Source organism: Mesorhizobium loti CJ3sym (genome assembly GCF_000472785.1).
Taxonomy (GTDB): Bacteria; Pseudomonadota; Alphaproteobacteria; order Rhizobiales; family Rhizobiaceae; genus Mesorhizobium; species Mesorhizobium loti_E.
In genome coordinates this window covers 39,845-56,599 of record NZ_AXAL01000016.1, presented here as the reverse complement: position 1 = coordinate 56,599, position 16,755 = coordinate 39,845, and the positions used below count along the sequence as shown (strand labels likewise).

Below are 16,755 nucleotides of genomic sequence, written 5' to 3'. Positions count from 1 at the left end.
GTCTCATCGCGGCTCTCGCGGTCGTCTTTCCCGGAATGGCTTTCGCAGCGGAAGACCACGATCTGCCCGGCACCACCATGTCGCTGTGGTGGGTACTGCCCTTTGCAGGGTTGCTGCTGTCGATCGCCACTGGTCCGCTGCTATTCCACCATATCTGGGAGCATCATTACGGCAAGATCACAGCGTTCTGGGCTGCGCTGGTGATCGTACCGCTGGCACTGGCCTTCGGTATTCCTTCGGCGACCGAGGCGGTGCTGCATGCGCTGCTCACCGAATACATGTCCTTCATCATCCTTTTGTTTGCGCTCTACACGATTTCGGGCGGCATCCTGGTGGCCGGCAACATCCACGGCACGCCGCTGGTCAATGCCGGGCTGTTGCTGGCCGGCGCGCTGCTTGCGTCTGTCATCGGCACCACCGGCGCCTCGATGATCCTGATCCGGCCGGTCCTACGCGCCAACGACAACAGGCCGCTCAACGCCCATGTTGTCATCTTCTTCATCTTCCTGGTTTCCAACATTGGCGGTTCGCTGACGCCGCTCGGCGACCCGCCGCTGTTCGTCGGTTTCCTGCGCGGCGTCGATTTCTTCTGGACCACGGCCAACCTCTATCGCGAAACGCTGTTCGTCGGCCTCGTCGTGCTGGCGGTGTTCCTGGTCATCGACATCATCCTGCACCGACGCGAAAACGGCGCGCCGAAAATCAAGGATCCGACGCCGGATACGACGGTTCGCCTGCGGGGCCTGGCCAACCTTCCGCTGCTCGTCGGCGTCATCGGCGCGATCCTGCTGTCGGCGGTCTGGAAGCCGGGCGTGAGTTTTTCCGTGTTCGGGGTCGATGTCGAACTGCAGAACCTGGTGCGCGACGCCATCATCCTGGCTCTCGCCTTGCTGTCGCTCCCGCTCTCCTACAAGAGCCACCGCGAAGCCAACGGCTTCACCTGGGGGCCGATCGCGGAGGTGGCGAAATTGTTCGCCGGCATCTTCATCTGCATCGTCCCGGTGATCGCCATACTCCGGGCAAGCCATGAAGGGGCCTTGGCGCCGCTGGTGTCCCTTGTCAGTTCTCCCTCCGGCCAGCCCAACGACCTCGCCTATTTCTGGCTGACCGGCGCGTTGTCGTCCTTCCTCGACAACGCGCCAACCTATCTTGTTTTTTTCGAGCTCGCCGGCGGCGATGCCCATCATCTGATGACCGAGTTCGCCTCGACGCTGGCCGCGATCTCTGCGGGCGCCGTGTTCATGGGCGCCAACACCTATATCGGCAACGCACCCAACTTCATGGTCTATGCCATCGCCAGGCATCGCGGCGTCAGGATGCCGGGCTTCTTCGGCTACATGCTCTGGTCCGGGCTGGTGCTGATCCCAACCTTTTTGATCGCGGGTTTTCTGTTTTTCGGTTGATCCTCAGCCGACACCGACATAGCGCCTGACCGCCGATGGATCGGCGCGCAATTGCTCGACATCGACGGTCTCGCGGTTGCGACCGTTCTCGATGAACGACACCCGGTCGGCGACCGACAGCACCGCATCGACGCGCTGCTCGACCAGGATGGTGGACACTCCGAGTTCGCGCAACGTCGATACCGTCTCGCGGATTTTTGCGATCATCGACGGCATCAGCCCTTCGGTCGGCTCATCGAGCAAGAGCACCTGCGGTTCGAGGCACAGCGCGCGCGCCATCGCCAGCATCTGCTGCTCGCCGCCCGACAAGGTGCCCGAGCGCTGCCGCAGCCGCTGGCGCAGCAAGGGGAAGAGGTCGAGCACGTTTTCCCGCACGGCCTTGCCCTTGCCGCGCGCCATCAGCCCGATCTCGATGTTCTCCGCCACCGTCATCTCGGCAAACAGCCGCCTTCCTTGCGGCACATAGGCGACGCCGGCCTTCGGTACCTCATGCGCCGGCAGGCCGGTCAATTCCCGGCCGGCGAGTTTGATCGAGCCGGCCCTTGAGGGAACCAGGCCCATGATCGCCTTCAGCGTTGTCGTCTTGCCGGCGCCGTTGCGGCCGAACAGGCACAGCACCTCGCCCTGGTTCAGCACGAGGTCGAGGCGATAGAGCACCTGGACCTCCCCATAGAAGCAGTCCAGTCCCGAGATCGTCAGGGCTTGCGTGTTGCTCGTCGCCGCCTTGCCCGTTTCAATCATGGGGCGGTCCCCAGATAGGCTTCCTGCACCGACGCATTCTCGCGGATCGCCTCGGGCGTGCCTTCGGCCAGTATCTTGCCGGCGTTGAAGACGGTGATGCGGTCGGCAAGCTGCATGACGACAGGCATGTTGTGTTCGATCAGCAGCACCGTGGCGTCCGTGGCGATCTCACGCACCAGAACGATGAAATTGTCGATCTCGCTGTCGGCCAGCCCTTGCGTCGGCTCGTCGAGGATCAAAAGGCGTGGCTTCAGCGCCAGGCCCATCGCCACCTCCAGCAGGCGCTGGTGGCCATACGACAATTGCCCGGCCGGCATATGGGCGCGGTCGGCTAGGCCAGTGCGTTCGAGCGCCAACATGACGCCGGCACGCACCGCACCCTTCGAACGGCCATCGCTCAGCGTGCGTTGCACCGGCAGCGCGACATTGTCGTAGGCGCTGAGGTTGGCGAAGACACTGGTGATCTGGAACGTGTATGCGATGCCCTGGCGCACCCTGATATAGGCCGGCAGGCCGGTGATGTCGGCGCCGTCGAAGACGATCGCGCCCGAAGAGGGCTGGATGCGGCCGCTGACCATGCTGACGAAGGTGGTCTTCCCCGCCCCGTTGGGTCCGATAACGGCGCGGATCTCTCCGGGCATCAAGGTGAAGTCGACATTGTCGACGGCGCGCAGGCCGCCGAAACTGCGCGACAGGCCCTTGGTGGTCAAAAGCGGCATCATGGCAGCCATCCGAGCCAGCGCTGGCGGATGGTGCCGAGAACACCCTTGGGAAAGAACAGCACCAAAAGGATGAGCGCGATGCCGACGATCAGCAGATAGGCCGATGTGTAGCCGCTGGTGATGTCGATGACATAATACATGAAGACCGTGCCGATCAACGGCCCGAGCGTCGTGGCGGCACCCCCGAGCAGGACCCACAGCAGCGGCAGGATCGAATATTGCACCGAAGCGAAGCTCGATCCGACATAGCCGAACAGCAGCGCATAGGCGGCCCCCGAGGCAGCACAGATGGTGCCGGAGACGACGACGGCTATGAGCTTGTTGGAGAAGGTGTCGTAGCCCAGCATCTTCGTCCGCTCCTCATTCTCGCGGATGGCGATCAGTACGCGGCCGTATCGGGAACGGACAATGGCCAGCGTGATCAGCAGAACGACTGAAAACAACGCCAGCGCGCTCATGTAGCGCACAGTCGGGTTGGTCAGGTCGAGCGATGTCGCACCGAAAGTGAGAACCCGCGCCGGCTGCGGCACGACCATGCCCTGGTCGCCCCCGGTCCACGACGCGAAGTAGAGGATCAGCAGCGAAAACACCTGCGCGAACATCATGGTGACGATCATGAAGGCGACGCCCGTGGTGCGCAGTGCCAGGAGACCGATCACCAGCGCCAGCACGGCGCCGCAGGCAATCCCGCTGACGAAGGCCAGCGGCACGCCCCAGCCGAGCTGGATGACGGCAAGGCCGGCGCCATAGAGCCCCGCACCGAAGAACATGGCATGGCCAAGGCTGAGTAGGCCGACATAGCCGAACAGGATATTGTAGCCAATGGCGAAGACCGCCAGTACCATGATGCGGGAAAGCAGGCCGTGATAATACTCCGGCAAAAGGAAGCTCAGCACGAAGAGCAGGGCAATGACGCCGAGATGAAGGGCATAGGCCTTTACCGGGGAAGCATCGCTCATCGCGATGCGGTCCCGAACAGGCCCTGAGGCCGGAACACCAGCACCATGGCGACCAGCAGCGTAGCGATGATCTTGGCCAGCGTCGGCGAGAAGAACATTGAGACGATGCCGTCGGACATGCCGATCAGCACGGCGGCGACGACCGTGCCGCGCAGGGAGCCAAGGCCGCCGATGATGACGACGATGAAGGACAAGAGTAGCGGATCCTGCCCCATCAGATAATGCGCCTGGCTGATCGGCACGATCAGCAGCGCGGCGATCGCCGCCAGCATGGCGCCAAGCGCGAAGACGCCGCCATAGACGCGGCCGACGGGGATGCCGAAGGCTTGCGCCGTCTCGCTGTCATACTGGGTGGCGCGCATAATGAGGCCGATCCTGGTGCGCGTCAGCACCAGCCAGGTCGCGATCAAGATGAGCGCGGAAGCCGCGATGATCGACAGCTTGTAGCCGGAATAGCCGAACCACGGCAAAAGGATGCGGTAGCTGAATGGCGGCTCGACGGGCCGCGCCTCCGGACCATAGAAGGTCAGCGCCAGCTGCTGGATGATGTAGAGCATGCCGATCGTGGCAACGATGGTGGCTTCCGGATTGTAGTTGAGCCGGCGCAGCACCAGTCGTTCCGCGACCAGCGCAATGGCGCCGACGATCAAGGGCGCTATCACCAGCGCCGCCAGGAAACCGAGCGCCGGATGGCCGCCGATTGCTGTTGTGATCGCCCAGGCGAGCACGGCGCCCAGCATGAAGAACTCACCATGCGCGACATTGACGACGCGCATCACGCCGAACACCAGCGACAGCCCAAGTGCCGTCAGCGCCAGCACGGCCGAGGTGACGAGGCCTTCGAGGGCGGCGAGGAGAAGATGGGGTCCGAAGTGCATGGGCTAGACACCCGGTGATAGCGCCAACGCGCCCCTTGAGGGGGGTGAGGAATGGTCCGCGCAGCGGACGGAAAGCCAATTGCTTGGCTTTCCGAACGACGAACGCCCGGAGCGACAGCGGAGGGCCGGGTCCGGCAGGACAGAGGGGGGTGCCTTGGCGCTCACGCTGCTAGAGCTAGGCTCACAGCGCCTGCGTCGTATAATCCCCTTCGGCCTCGTAAAGCCCGTCCTCGATTTTGGTCTTGTGCACCACCTTCAGCTTGCCGCCTTCGACTTTGGAGATGTTCTGGATGCCAAAGCATTGGTGGATCTTGCCGTTGAAGGTTTTTGCGCCTTGCGGATGCTCAGGTCCTTCGGCGAAGGCGGTCAGCGCTTCGGTCGCCTCGACGAGCTTGGCGCGGTCTTCCGGTCCCTTGTAGCCGGCATCTTCCATCGCCTTCTTGACGACATAGAGCGTCTCCCAGCAGCCGAACATGTGCGCGGCGGTGGAGACGTCCTTGGGGTCGCCGACGGCGGCGCCATTGTCGTCGATGCCGACCGCGGTGCGATAGGCCTTCTGTGCCTCGCTGTCATCAGGTTGCGCGTAGCGTGGCGAACCTTCCCAGAAATGGCTGCCGTCCAAAAATTCCAGGCCGGGGCTGTTGATGTCGGTGGCCTCGAGCGAATCGATGAAGCCGAACAGCTGCGGCCGGTTGGAGCCGTAGAACTCGCCGAGTTCCTTGACGAAGGTGAGCACCGCCGGGCCGACCATGACGTGGTAGATCACTTCGGTCTCGGGCGGGATCTGCGGAAAATATTTGGTGAAGGACGATTCCGTCGGCGGGATGGCGATCTGGGCGATGACCTCGGCGCCCTGCGCCTTCAGCGCCGGCGGCAGGTAGTCGCGGTGGTCGTAGCCGAAGGCGAAATCGGGGAAGATCTGCGTCACCTTCTTGCCGGCATTGGCCGCGATCCACGGCGCCATCGACTGGATCTGGCTCTTCACATCGGTGATGCCGGGCTGGAAGACGTAGCGGTTGAGCTTGGTCGAGGCGACGTGGTGGCCTTCACTGACGACGAAATAGGGCATCTTGTTTTCGCCGGCGGCGGGCGCCGAGCCGATGACGACATGCGAGAACAGCGTGCCGAAGACGATGTCGGTCTTGTGCTGAGTGGCGAACTTGCCGACCACTTCCGCACCTCGGCCGGGATCGGTGCCGTCATCCTCGATGATGACCTCGACCTGACGGCCATTGATGCCGCCGGCGGCATTGATCGCCTTGATCGCGGCGGCCGTGGTCTTCTCGTACCAGCGGCCATAGGCAGCACCAATGCCGGTGCGGTGCGACTGGAAGCCGATCTTGATCGGCGCAGAACTCTGCGCCTGGGAGTAGCGGACGAAACCGGGCGCGACAGCAAGGCCGGCGCCGGCGGCAAGGCCCTTCAGCGCCGTGCGGCGGGTGAAGGCAGTCTTGGAGAGGTCGAAAAATCCGTTCTTGTCAGCCATGTTCGTTCCCCTGTTTTTCAGTCTTGACCAACGATAAGGCGGCATCGGCCTCCTCGCTCAGAGGAGGCAAAAAAATTGCATGTGTACAAACTAATCATCAAAGCCTTGATGTGGCAAGCGAGCTTTCCGCAACGACATTGGGGCCGCCGTTTCTCAGCCGACCGTCGGTGTGGCAAGCAGCCAGAGGCCGAACACCGTATAGGCGATCATCAGCAGCGTGAGTGGAAACTGGCTAAGCGCGGCGCGGGCAGGCTGCAGATGCAGGCGCCAGGCAAAGCCGTGGGCGACGAGGACGGCGAGTACGTGACCAAGGATGATGGCGCCGGCCTGGATGTTCCACAGCCACCAGGCAGACTCCGCGCCGGCGACGATGCCGGCCTCGACCTGCATGTCGGCGGTGCCGAACAGGTTCCAGCCCAGCGCGAACGGGTCGGACAGAGAGGCCAGCGCATATTGGCCGTCGACCAGCAGCGCCGTCAGATAGTGCGCGACATGGTAAGCGAGCGCGATCGGCACGATCGACCACACCAGAAGGCCGGCTGCCCGGGCGAGCGGCTGATCGCTGCCGGCCAGGCGCTGGCCAAGCCAGACGGCGACAAGGAACACCGCCGCCAGCAGGACGAATGTCAGAACGAGCCCGAACGTGCCGCTACCGATCACTGCGGTGCGGCCCGGGAATTCGAGCGGATTGATGCCGAACAGGCCAAGCCAGAAGAAAGTTTTGGACAGGCCGTCGAATGACACCGACGACAGGGCCAATAGGAGAAAGGCGATGCCACTGGGCGGCAATGGTTCCGCCACCAGCAGCTTGGCGCCCGGCCAGCAGAGGCAAAGCCGGCCCTGCTCTTCACGTTCGACCGGCGCGAAACGCGCCACCATCGAGAAGAAGACCGTCAGGAATTCGCCGCTGCGGCTCCACTGGGGATAGCCGAACACCAGCATGGCGAGGAAAGTAAGCAGCCAGTAGAGGCCGGCGGCGAACGCCAGTCGTGCCGGATCGTCGGGCGCCGGATCGATCAGCTCGAACCAGGCAAAGGCGAAAAACAGGATGACGGCCGGCCAGCAGCCGATCCATCCGGGGAGGCGCCGCGCTCCTTCGTCGCCTGCGCTGAACAGCCGCGTGACGAGGCGCCACGGCCCGTACCACGGGTTGAGCCAGGACCAGAGGCCTCCGAAGACGCCTTGCAGCAGCGTGAGGCCGGCCCACAGCAGTGTCCAGATCACCAAAGGCAACGGGTTGGAAAGGGGGTCGCGGCTGCCAAAAAGGCCGGCAGCGACAAGGATTGCAAAGCCGGCAAAGGAGATCAGGCTGATGGCGGTGCGGGCTTTGTCGCCGAGGGAGAAAAGCATCATGCGCCGATGCCAGAAGCGATCGAGGGAAGCCGCCGGCAACAGCGCCAGCACGAGGAAGCTGACGGCCACGGCGAAAGCGCCGCCGATGAGATAATAGCCGGTCGGCAGAAGCAGGACATGGCCACGGTCGGAGGCGTGGGCGAAGGCGGGGGTAGGTGAGGCGAACAACAACGCCGCAGATAATACTGCCAACAGCCGACGACAGCGCTCTACGGCGCCCCCCTCCGCCCTGCCGGACATCTCCCCCTCAAGGGGGGAGATCATGCTGTCATCTTCGCCTTCGCCAATCTCTGTTGTTGCAAGAGAAACGCCGGCAGAGAAACTGCCAATCTCCCCCCTTGAGGGGGAGATGTCCGGCAGGACAGAGGGGGGCGCCAAGGAACTCAGCCTATCCAAGAGCCCCGCCACCCCTTACACCTTGACCAGCTGCTCCACGCGATCCTTCTGGCCGAAAATCCTGATGTAGCGCTCGATCTCTTTGTCATCCCCCGTCGCCTTGGCGGGATTGTCGGACAGCTTCACCGCCGGCCTGCCATTGGCCTCGGTGACCTTGCAGACCAGCGATATGGCGTCGAGGCTGTTGGTCTCGATCGGCGCGCAGCCTTCGAAATCATTGGTCAGGTTGGTGCCCCAGCCGAACGACATGCGCACCTTGCCTTTGAAGTGCCGGTAGGTCTCCTCAATCGTTTCGACCTCGAGCCCGTCGGAGAAGATCAGCAGCTTCTGCCGGGGGTCCTTGCCCTTCTCACGCCACCAGTCGATGATTTTTTCGCCACCTTCGATCGGCGGCGCGCTGTCCGGGCGGAAGCCGGTCCAGTCGGCGACCCAGTCCGGCGCGTCGCGCAGGAAGGACGCCGTGCCGAAGGCATCGGGCAGCACGATCAAGAGGTTGCCGCCATAGTAGCGCTGCCAGTCCTGCAGCACCTTGTAGGGCGACTGCTTCAGCTCCTTCTCGGAGTTGGCCAGTGCCGCGAACACCATCGGCAGTTCGTGCGCATTTGTGCCGAGCGCTTCGAGGTCGTTATCCATGGCCAACAGCACATTGGAGGTGCCGGTAAAAGCCTCGCCGATGCCTTCCTTGAGCGACTCGACGCACCAGCGCTGCCACAGGAAGGAGTGGCGCCGGCGGGTGCCGAAGTCGGAAATGCGTATGCCGGGCAGCGCCTTTAGCCGCTCGGTCTTGGCCCACATCTTGGCTTTGGCGCGGGCATAGAGCACATCGAGCGCGAACGGGCCGAAGGCCCGCATGGCGGCGCGTGAGCGCAATTCGTTGATGATGGCAAGCGCGGGAATCTCCCACAGCGTGGTGTACATCCACGGCCCGCTGAAGGTCAGTTCGTACTGGCCGTCGCGCTTCGACAACTCGTAGTCGGGCAACCGGAAGCCTTCCAGCCAGGCGAGAAATTCCGGCTCGAAGATCTGCTTGCGGCCATAGAAATTGTTGCCGCCCAGCCAGATCATCTCCTTCTTGGAGAAGCGCAGCGTACGGGCATGGTCGAGCTGCTCGCGCAATTCGCCTTCGTCGATCTCGTCGGCCAGATGCACTGAAGTGGTGCGGTTGATCAGCGAGAAGGTGGTTTCGACCTTGGGATACATGCCCCAGATCATCTGCAGCATCAAAAGCTTGTAGAAATCCGTGTCGAGCAGGCTGCGCACGATCGGGTCGAGCTTCCAGGTGTGGTTGTAGACGCGCCGCGCAATATCGGTCTTTGCCATATCTCGATGCCGCCTTCGCTGCTCGCTCCCCGCAAATGCCTCTTAGCATTGAATTTTTGAAAGCGCCTCCCGCTTTGCGGGCTGGCCCGACAAAAAGGAACCACTCCAGTCCAGCGTCAAGAAGCCGCCTTGGCGCCGATGACCTTGAGCTGAGGACGCTTGCGGCGGCTGATGATACGGCCCGCAACCGGAGCGTCGGCGCGGCCGTCATCCCCGGCCTTCTCGGCAAACAGCCAGTCGATGAACACCTGCACGATGGGTGTGGTCCGCATTTCGTTGCGGCAGACGATGTAGAATTCATCGACCGCGGGCACCGACAGGCTGAATGGCGCGACCAGCATGCCTCTGGCCAGCAGCGCGCTTGCGGTCACGGAATCGCCGAGCGCCACGCCATGGCCGTGCACGGCGGCCTCGGTCGCCATGCGTGCGTCACCCAGATAATGGCGGCGGCCGCGCTCGAGATCCAGTGCATCGGCGGTCGCCAGCCAGGTGTGCCATTCGCGGCCGTCATCGCCATGCAGGAAGACATGGTCGGCAAGATCCCTGACGCTGCGGATCGGCCGGTTGTTGATCAAGGTCGGGCTGACCACGGGAAACAGTTCGAGGCCCGACCATTTGCGCATCCAGCAATCGGCCCAGCTGCCATTGCCATAGTGCACGCAGACATCGATATGCGGCGCGCGGATATCCCTGGGATCGTTGGAGGGAATGAGCGTCAGCTGGATGTCGGGATACTGCGCGGTAAAGCTGCCGAGCCTCGGCGTCATCCACAAAAGCAGCAATGCCGGCACGCAGGACACCGACAGAGCGCCGCTGCTTGCCGGCCGCGTCAGCCGCTGCGTGGCGGCAGCGATGCCGTCGAAGGCGGTCGACACCGCCGGCAAAAGCTCGGCACCATGCGGTGTGAGTTTGACCCGCTGGCCGACACGTTCGAACAGCTTGACGCCGAGCGACTGCTCCAGCGCCTTGATCTGGTGACTGATGGCGCCATGTGTGACATTCAATTCACCGGCCGCCTTCGTCAGCGAACCATGGCGCGCCGTTGCCTCGAAGGCGCGCAGTGGATTCAGGGGTGGCAGGCGCTTGGCCATGAGTGCTCGACTTCTTTGTGAGATTTTCTCACAGAAAACACCCTAACAATATCAATTGATTTTTCAATGCGGCTGCCGGACACTTCGGCTCGGAACAAATATCAAGACGTGAAATCTGCAGGCAGCCAGCGGGACAAGCGACCCGGCCGGACGACGGTCAATTCGCTCGAGGTCGCCGACGGTCGCACTGCATCAGCCCAGGAGGAACGGATATGGGTTACGATCGCGGCAAGCTCGACGCGTTGCGTCGCAAATATGGCGAGAGCCATGGCGGCGAAATGTTCGACCCAAAATTCCGCAAGGTCGCCGACAAGATCTTTTCCAAGAGCGGCACCAGGCTGGCACCCTATGCCGGCATTCCGACCTTCCTCGCCGCGCCCTACCGCGAAATCGCGGCCGAAAATCCGGATTTCGGCGATTTGCAGGTGGCCATCATCGGCGTGCCGATGGACCTCGGCGTCACCAACCGGCCGGGCTCGCGCTTTGGACCAAGGGCGCTGCGCGCAATCGAGCGCATCGGCCCCTACAATCACGTGCTGGAATGCGCGCCGACACATGAGCTTCGCGTGGCCGACATCGGCGACACTCCGTTCCGCAGCCGCTACCGGCTCGAGATCAGCCATGAGGATATCGAGCGCCGCACCAACCAGATCGTCGATGCCGGCGTCATTCCGCTGTCGGTCGGCGGTGATCATTCGATTAGCCATCCGATCCTGAAGGCTGTCGGCAAGAAGGCGCCGGTCGGCCTGATCCACATCGACGCCCATTGCGACACCAGCGGCCTGTTCGACATGACCAAGTTCCACCATGGCGGGCCGTTCCGCAACGCGGTGCTCGACGGCGTGCTCGACCCGACGCGCACCATCCAGATAGGCATTCGCGGCTCGGCCGAATACCTTTGGGAGTTCACCTACGAGTCCGGGATGACCGTGGTCCATGCCGAGGAGGTGACCGGTCTCGGCATTCCCGCCATCATCGAGAAGGCGCGCAAGATCGTTGGCGATGGCCCCACCTACATCTCCTTCGACATAGACAGCGTCGACCCGGCCTTTGCTCCGGGCACCGGCACACCGGAAGTCGGCGGCCTGACGACGCGCGAAGTGCTCGAACTGCTGCGCGGCCTTAAGGGCCTCAACATTGTCGGCGGCGACGTCGTCGAGGTGGCGCCGCAATATGACGCCACCACCAACACGGCCCATGCCGCCGCGCAGGTGCTGTTCGAGATACTGAGCCTGATGGTGTTCAGCCCGGCGATCACAAGCAAGGGCGCCTGATGTTCAGAAAGCAAAAGGCGGTCGCTGCACTGGAACTGGCGGCCGTCCCAACAATCAAAAGCTTCCAGAAGGGGAATAACATGACGATCCACTCGACACTCAAATCATCCATCGCCGCCCTGGTGCTAGGCGCCGCAGGTCTCGGCCTCGCCATCCAGGCAGCCAACGCCGACGCGCTGGCTGACATTACCAAGGCCGGCACCATCAATGTCGGCGTCTTCGCCGACTTCCCGCCCTTCTCGTCGGCCAGCGCCGATATGAGCCTCAAGGGCTATGACATGGATGTCGCCCAGTACATCGCCGACACGCTCAAGGTGAAACTCAACACGGTCGCCGTCACCGGACAGAACCGCATTCCCTATCTGAACGACCATCGCGTCGACATCCTGATGAGCGTCGGCTATTCGAAGGAGCGCGAACAGGTCATCGACTTCGCAGCCCCCTACGCGCCCTATTACATCGCGGTGATTGGTCCCGCCGCAATGATGGTGAAAGGCAAGGAAGACCTTGCCGACAAGTCGATCGCCGTCAATCGCGGCACGCTCGAGGACACTTCGCTCACCGAGGCCGCGCCCGCCTCGGCCGACATCAAGCGTTTCGACAATTACAATTCGGTGATCCAGGCCTTCATCTCCGGCCAGACCCAGCTGATGGTCGTCGGCAACGATGTCGGCGCCCAGGTGCTGGCCAAGCAGGATGCGCTGAAGCCGGAGCAGAAGTTCCAGCTTCTGACCTCGCCCTCGCATATCGGTCTCAACAAGAACGAGGACGCCCTGAAGAAGGCGGTCAACGACGCCATCGCCAAGATGCTGGCTGACGGCAAGCTGGACGAAAGCTCGAAAGCCTGGCTGAAGACGCCGCTCAACCCCGACAACCTCAAGGATTGAGTTCCGTGACCTTTGGCTGGCTTCCAGGTGCTGTGGGCGACATCGCACACGGCGCGGCCACGACGATCCTGCTGATCGCCGTGACCACGCTGGCGGGGACGCTGCTCAGCATCCTCGGTGCCGCCGGACGGCGAAACGGTCCCGCGCTGCTCAAGCGGGCCATCGCCTGGTATGTCGAGGTGATGCGCAACACGCCGTTCCTGGTGCAGCTGTTCTTCATCTTCTTCGGCCTGCCCAGCCTCGGCGTCAGGCTCGATCCGATCCTGGCCGCCATGCTGGCGATGACGCTCAACATGGCGGCCTATACGATCGAGATCGTCGGCGCCGGGCTGGACGCGGTGCCACCAGGGCAGACGGAAGCAGCCCTGGCACTTGGGCTGCGGCCACGTCAGGTGTTCATCAAGATCGTGCTGCCGCAGGCGCTCAAGATCATCTATCCGGCGCTGACCAGCCAGATCGTCATCATGATGTTGGAATCGGCCGTGGTGTCGCAGATCGCGGTGCGCGAGCTGACCTATGAGGCCGACATGCTGCAGGCGCGCACTTTCCGGTCCTTCGAGACCTATTTCGTCGTGACGCTGGTCTATCTCGCTTTGTCGATGGCCTTGCGCCGGCTTCTGGTCACCGGCGGGCGCCGCGCGCTCGGAGCCGGCGTGTCATGATCGAGTTCACGCTTTGGGACATCGTTCGCAACCTTCTGCTCGCCGCCCGCTGGACGGTGCTGCTTTCACTGGCCGCCTTCGTCGGCGGCGCGGCCGTCGGAATGGCGGTTCTTTTCTTCAGGATATCCAAGAATAAATGGAGCCGGCGTATTGCCTCCGGCTACATCGCCCTGTTCCAGGGAACGCCGCTGCTGATGCAGCTCTTCCTGATGTTCTTCGGCCTGCCGATGCTCGGCCTGCGCATCGAACCGTGGACCGCCGCGGTGCTCGGCCTCACCTTCTTCGCCAGCGCCTACCTCGCCGAGATCTGGCGCTCCGGCGTCGATGCCCTGCCGTTGGGCCAATGGGATGCAGGCGCCAGCCTCGGCCTGCACTATCTGCAGGAGCTCAGGCTGATCATCCTGCCGCAGGCGTTCTCGATCACCCGCGCGCCGACGGTCGGCTTCCTCGTGCAGCTCATCAAGTCGACGGCGCTGACCTCGATCATCGGCTTCGAGGAACTGGTGCGCACCTCCAACGCCATCAACAACGCCACCTTCGAACCGTTCAAGGTCTATGGGCTGGTGGCATTGATCTTCTTCGCCATGTGCTTCCCGCTGACGCAATATGCCCGTTCGCTCGAGAAGCGGGCGGCTACCCGTTAAGCCACGCAACCGTGATTTGTGGTTGGCTGGCATACGCCACACTGTGAGTGCCACGGCATTTCGAGGAAGAGGGCGGTTTGGCGATGCAGGCGAAATATCGTGTTGCTCTCGCGGGCCTGTTCGCGCTTTGGATGGCCCAGCCGGCTGCGGCGGCCGATCAGATACCCGATCGCGTCAGCATTCCGGCCGACGGCAAGAACGAGCCGGCGACGCTGGACGCAATGCTGTTCAAGCCGCAAGGGCAGGGGCCGTTTCCGGCTGTTGTGGCCATGCATGGCTGTAGCGGCCTGTGGAGCAGCAAGAACGGGACGAAGCTCAGCCCGCGCCATGCCGATTGGGGCCAGCGCCTGGCGGCTCTCGGTTACGTCGTGATCTTTCCGGACAGCTACGGGTCGCGCGACCTTGGACCGCAATGCAAGAACGGCGACCGGGAAGTCGAGCCATACCGTGAGCGGGTGGAAGATGCCAACGCCGCCCGCCGCTATCTGCAGACGCTGCCCTATGTGAAGCCTGACGCTATCGCCCTGCTTGGCTGGTCGAATGGTGGCTCGACCGTCCTCTACACAGTCCGTCCAAAGGACACGCCGAAGCCGGATTCGCCGGACTTTCGCGCTGCGGTTGCGTTCTACCCCGGTTGCACTGCCCTGGCCGACAAGGGCGATTGGGCGACACGCATGCCGCTGCTGATTGTGATGGGCGAAGCGGATGACTGGACACCGGCCAAGCCGTGCAAAACCATGGCTGCCGCCAATCCCGATGGCGTCAAGCTTATCCTTTATGCCGGCGCCTATCATGACTTCGACAATGAGGCGCAGAAGCTTCACGAACTGCATGGGCTGGCCTTCACCGCCAATGACGACGGTGTCGCGCATGCAGGCCTCAATCCGGCCGCTCGTGCGGCGGCGCTCAAGGACGTGCCCGATTTCCTGGCTGTGTTGAAGTAGTAGGCGGTGCACTTGACGATTTAAATGTGAGGGTTTATCACGTTATAACATGATAAACCCTCACGTTTAAGGTCGATAGCATGGTTTTGCTCTCTCGCTTCTCACGCAGTGTCGGTCGTTTGCCTGCCGTGTTTGCCGCAGTGCTGCTGGCGACCGTCCCACCAGCATTGACCGTAGCGCGGGCGGCATCAGCCGCCGCGTCCAAGGGAGATGCTACCAGCGGTCGGGGGTATTTCGAGGACCGTTGCACCAGCTGTCACTCGATTTCGCAGAACCGCTTCGGTCCTCGCCTTGGCGATGTCTATGGCAGGCGTGTTGGATCCGTTGCCGGCTTCCAATACAGCCAGGCCTTGCGCCAAGGCCAATTCATCTGGTCGGAAAAGCTGCTCGACAAATGGCTGTCCGGACCCGGTCAGTTGCTGCCCGGAACGCGGATGGGCATCTCGATAGGCGATCCGCAAATCCGCGCGGATATCATCGCCTATCTCAGATCCCATCCGTCCGGGCAGGATGAATGAAGTGCGCGCGGTATTTCCCGCTTCAATGCCGAAAGGCGAGCGACGGCGCGATCCGGTCGCGCCGCAGCCAGCGCGCCAAGAGCAACGCCGCCACCACGGCCAGTCCTGTCGACAGGCCCATCCAGATGCCGACGCCGTGGAAGCCGAAATGGAAGGCGAGCAGCACGCCGAGCGGCAGGCCGACGCCCCAATAACCAATCGCGGCATAGATCATCGGCACCTTGGTGTCGTGCAGGCCGCGCAGCATGCCGGCGGCAACCGCTTGCGCACCGTCGAACACCTGGAACAGGGCGGCAAAAGCCAGGAACGACACGGCAAGCGCGATCACCCTGGCGTTGGCCGGGTTGGTCATATCGATGAAGGCGCTGATCAACAGATGCGGCCACAGGATCATCACCAGCCCCATCAGCGCCATGAACGAGACGCCGATGACAAAGGCCGTCCAACCGGCACGCGACACACCTTCCGGATTGCCGGCGCCATGCGCGAGCCCGACGCGCACGGTCACCGCCTGGTTGAGGCCAAGCGGCACCATGAAGGAGATCGAGGCGATCTGGATGGCGATCGCGTGCGCGGCCAGCGAATCCGCATCGATCAGGCCCATCAGCAGTGCTGCCGCATTGAAGATCGTCACCTCGAAGGCAAGGATGCCGGCAATCGGCAGGCCGAGCCGCAGCAGCCCCTTGAAGCGCGGCCAGTCGGAGCGCCAGAAGCGGCCGAACAAGCGATAGCGCCGGAACTTCTTCTCCCGCATCACCACAACGGCCATGCCGACGAACATCAGCATGCTGGACAGCGAGGTCGCGAGACCGGAGCCTGCGATACCCATTGCCGGGACACCGAGATTGCCGAACATGAACACCCAGTTGAAGAGCACGTTGCAGGCGACGGCGACGAAGACGATGATCAACGCCCAGCCCGGCCGCTCCAGCGCGGAGATGAACGAGCGCAGCACGATATAGCCATAGAAAGGCAGCACCGCCCATTCGAGCCAGCGCAAATACACGCCCGCCTGATGCGCCAGCACGGGCTCCTGGCCCATGGCCAGCAGAATAGCTTCGCCGTGCCAGAGCACGAGCCAGATCGGGATCGAGATCAGGATCGCCAGCCACAGGCCCTGGCGCACGGTGCGGCGCAAGTCGCGCACCGAATAGCGGCGGCGGCCAAGCTCGGTCGCGATCATCGGCGAGGTCGCCAGCATCAGGCCGAGGCCGAAGATCAGCGGCATGAAATAGAGGTTGGCGCCAAGCGCGCCGCTGGCCAGCGTATCCGCTCCGAGACGTCCCATCATCATGACGTCGGTCGCCGTCATCGCGGTCTGGCCGAGATTGGTCAGCACCATCGGCCAGGCCAGCGCCAGCGTCGCCCTGATTTCCTGACGCCAAAGATTTTCCGGCGCACGAGCGCCGGCTTCGATCGCAGACATTGTCCTGCTCTTTCAAGGTTGCGGCACATCGGCATAAGGCCGGAAGCTGCA

General features: G+C 63.1%; 16 protein-coding genes. 7 read left to right on the top strand and 9 right to left on the bottom strand.

All coding sequences use genetic code 11. The features are described from left to right. The first annotated feature begins 35 nt into the window (after window positions 1-35). The gene (locus A3A9_RS0121920; protein ID WP_343286137.1) at window positions 36-1,403 is read left to right on the top strand and encodes a sodium:proton antiporter; all 1,368 of its coding nucleotides are present in this window, start codon (window positions 36-38) and stop codon (window positions 1,401-1,403) included. A 3-nt stretch (window positions 1,404-1,406) separates the two neighbouring features. On the opposite strand, the gene A3A9_RS0121915 is transcribed toward A3A9_RS0121920, so the two are convergent. The 8 genes from A3A9_RS0121915 to gcvA form a co-directional block, all read right to left on the bottom strand. Further along, a complete protein-coding gene (locus A3A9_RS0121915; protein WP_027060695.1) occupies window positions 1,407-2,144 on the bottom strand; it encodes an ABC transporter ATP-binding protein in 738 nt (245 codons plus the stop codon). Next, window positions 2,141-2,866: an ABC transporter ATP-binding protein gene (locus tag A3A9_RS0121910; protein ID WP_027060694.1), complete on the bottom strand. Its 726-nt coding sequence runs from the start codon at window positions 2,864-2,866 to the stop codon at window positions 2,141-2,143. The genes A3A9_RS0121915 and A3A9_RS0121910 overlap by 4 nt, the downstream gene beginning before the upstream one ends. Then, entirely contained in the window at window positions 2,863-3,825 is a 963-nt protein-coding gene (locus tag A3A9_RS0121905) for a branched-chain amino acid ABC transporter permease (protein WP_027060693.1), read from the bottom strand. The genes A3A9_RS0121910 and A3A9_RS0121905 overlap by 4 nt, the downstream gene beginning before the upstream one ends. Further along, window positions 3,822-4,703, bottom strand: a complete 882-nt coding sequence (locus A3A9_RS0121900; RefSeq protein ID WP_027060692.1) for a branched-chain amino acid ABC transporter permease — start codon at window positions 4,701-4,703, stop codon at window positions 3,822-3,824. The genes A3A9_RS0121905 and A3A9_RS0121900 overlap by 4 nt, the downstream gene beginning before the upstream one ends. 181 nt (window positions 4,704-4,884) lie before the next feature. Beyond that, on the bottom strand, window positions 4,885-6,189 hold the full coding sequence (locus A3A9_RS0121895; RefSeq protein ID WP_027060691.1) for an ABC transporter substrate-binding protein: 1,305 nt from the start codon (window positions 6,187-6,189) through the stop codon (window positions 4,885-4,887). A 153-nt stretch (window positions 6,190-6,342) separates the two neighbouring features. Continuing rightward, window positions 6,343-7,782 (bottom strand): hypothetical protein, encoded by a 1,440-nt coding sequence (locus tag A3A9_RS0121890; RefSeq protein ID WP_027060690.1) that lies wholly within the window; start codon window positions 7,780-7,782, stop codon window positions 6,343-6,345. A 171-nt stretch (window positions 7,783-7,953) separates the two neighbouring features. Next, complete coding sequence (pncB, locus tag A3A9_RS0121885; protein ID WP_027060689.1) at window positions 7,954-9,258, bottom strand: nicotinate phosphoribosyltransferase; 1,305 nt, start codon at window positions 9,256-9,258, stop codon at window positions 7,954-7,956. A 116-nt stretch (window positions 9,259-9,374) separates the two neighbouring features. Beyond that, entirely contained in the window at window positions 9,375-10,349 is a 975-nt protein-coding gene (gene gcvA, locus A3A9_RS0121880; protein WP_027060688.1) for a transcriptional regulator GcvA, read from the bottom strand. 212 nt (window positions 10,350-10,561) lie between these two features. On the opposite strand from gcvA, the gene speB reads away from it, so the two are divergent. The 6 genes from speB to A3A9_RS39225 all read left to right on the top strand — a co-directional run bounded on the left by speB (window position 10,562) and on the right by A3A9_RS39225 (window position 15,278). Next, a complete protein-coding gene (gene speB, locus A3A9_RS0121875) occupies window positions 10,562-11,623 on the top strand; it encodes an agmatinase (RefSeq protein ID WP_027060687.1) in 1,062 nt (353 codons plus the stop codon). A gap of 80 nt (window positions 11,624-11,703) precedes the next feature. After that, complete coding sequence (locus A3A9_RS0121870) at window positions 11,704-12,510, top strand: transporter substrate-binding domain-containing protein (protein ID WP_027060686.1); 807 nt, start codon at window positions 11,704-11,706, stop codon at window positions 12,508-12,510. A gap of 5 nt (window positions 12,511-12,515) precedes the next feature. Next, window positions 12,516-13,172 carry an amino acid ABC transporter permease gene (locus A3A9_RS0121865; protein ID WP_027060685.1) on the top strand — a complete coding sequence of 219 codons (657 nt, stop codon included), beginning with the start codon at window positions 12,516-12,518 and terminating at the stop codon, window positions 13,170-13,172. Continuing rightward, on the top strand, window positions 13,169-13,816 hold the full coding sequence (locus tag A3A9_RS0121860; RefSeq protein ID WP_027060684.1) for an amino acid ABC transporter permease: 648 nt from the start codon (window positions 13,169-13,171) through the stop codon (window positions 13,814-13,816). Before A3A9_RS0121865 ends, A3A9_RS0121860 begins: the two co-directional genes overlap by 4 nt. 83 nt (window positions 13,817-13,899) lie before the next feature. After that, window positions 13,900-14,760, top strand: a complete 861-nt coding sequence (locus A3A9_RS0121855; protein WP_027060683.1) for a dienelactone hydrolase family protein — start codon at window positions 13,900-13,902, stop codon at window positions 14,758-14,760. 80 nt (window positions 14,761-14,840) lie between these two features. Beyond that, window positions 14,841-15,278: a c-type cytochrome gene (locus tag A3A9_RS39225; RefSeq protein WP_033838721.1), complete on the top strand. Its 438-nt coding sequence runs from the start codon at window positions 14,841-14,843 to the stop codon at window positions 15,276-15,278. Between the two features lie 22 nt (window positions 15,279-15,300). On the opposite strand, the gene A3A9_RS0121845 is transcribed toward A3A9_RS39225, so the two are convergent. Beyond that, a complete protein-coding gene (locus A3A9_RS0121845) occupies window positions 15,301-16,704 on the bottom strand; it encodes an MATE family efflux transporter (RefSeq protein WP_027060682.1) in 1,404 nt (467 codons plus the stop codon). Between the last annotated feature and the right edge of the window lie 51 nt (window positions 16,705-16,755).

Excerpts from the sequence above, each read along its gene's own strand:
- A3A9_RS0121920 (WP_343286137.1), top strand. The coding sequence starts at position 36 with ATGGCTTTCGCAGCGGAAGACCACGATCTGCCCGGCACCACCATGTCG.
- A3A9_RS0121915 (WP_027060695.1), bottom strand. The coding sequence starts at position 2,144 with ATGATTGAAACGGGCAAGGCGGCGACGAGCAACACGCAAGCCCTGACG.
- A3A9_RS0121910 (WP_027060694.1), bottom strand. The coding sequence starts at position 2,866 with ATGATGCCGCTTTTGACCACCAAGGGCCTGTCGCGCAGTTTCGGCGGC.
- A3A9_RS0121905 (WP_027060693.1), bottom strand. The coding sequence starts at position 3,825 with ATGAGCGATGCTTCCCCGGTAAAGGCCTATGCCCTTCATCTCGGCGTC.
- A3A9_RS0121900 (WP_027060692.1), bottom strand. The coding sequence starts at position 4,703 with ATGCACTTCGGACCCCATCTTCTCCTCGCCGCCCTCGAAGGCCTCGTC.
- A3A9_RS0121895 (WP_027060691.1), bottom strand. The coding sequence starts at position 6,189 with ATGGCTGACAAGAACGGATTTTTCGACCTCTCCAAGACTGCCTTCACC.
- A3A9_RS0121890 (WP_027060690.1), bottom strand. The coding sequence starts at position 7,782 with ATGTCCGGCAGGGCGGAGGGGGGCGCCGTAGAGCGCTGTCGTCGGCTG.
- pncB (WP_027060689.1), bottom strand. The coding sequence starts at position 9,258 with ATGGCAAAGACCGATATTGCGCGGCGCGTCTACAACCACACCTGGAAG.
- gcvA (WP_027060688.1), bottom strand. The coding sequence starts at position 10,349 with ATGGCCAAGCGCCTGCCACCCCTGAATCCACTGCGCGCCTTCGAGGCA.
- speB (WP_027060687.1), top strand. The coding sequence starts at position 10,562 with ATGGGTTACGATCGCGGCAAGCTCGACGCGTTGCGTCGCAAATATGGC.
- A3A9_RS0121870 (WP_027060686.1), top strand. The coding sequence starts at position 11,704 with ATGACGATCCACTCGACACTCAAATCATCCATCGCCGCCCTGGTGCTA.
- A3A9_RS0121860 (WP_027060684.1), top strand. The coding sequence starts at position 13,169 with ATGATCGAGTTCACGCTTTGGGACATCGTTCGCAACCTTCTGCTCGCC.
- A3A9_RS0121855 (WP_027060683.1), top strand. The coding sequence starts at position 13,900 with ATGCAGGCGAAATATCGTGTTGCTCTCGCGGGCCTGTTCGCGCTTTGG.
- A3A9_RS39225 (WP_033838721.1), top strand. The coding sequence starts at position 14,841 with ATGGTTTTGCTCTCTCGCTTCTCACGCAGTGTCGGTCGTTTGCCTGCC.
- A3A9_RS0121845 (WP_027060682.1), bottom strand. The coding sequence starts at position 16,704 with ATGTCTGCGATCGAAGCCGGCGCTCGTGCGCCGGAAAATCTTTGGCGT.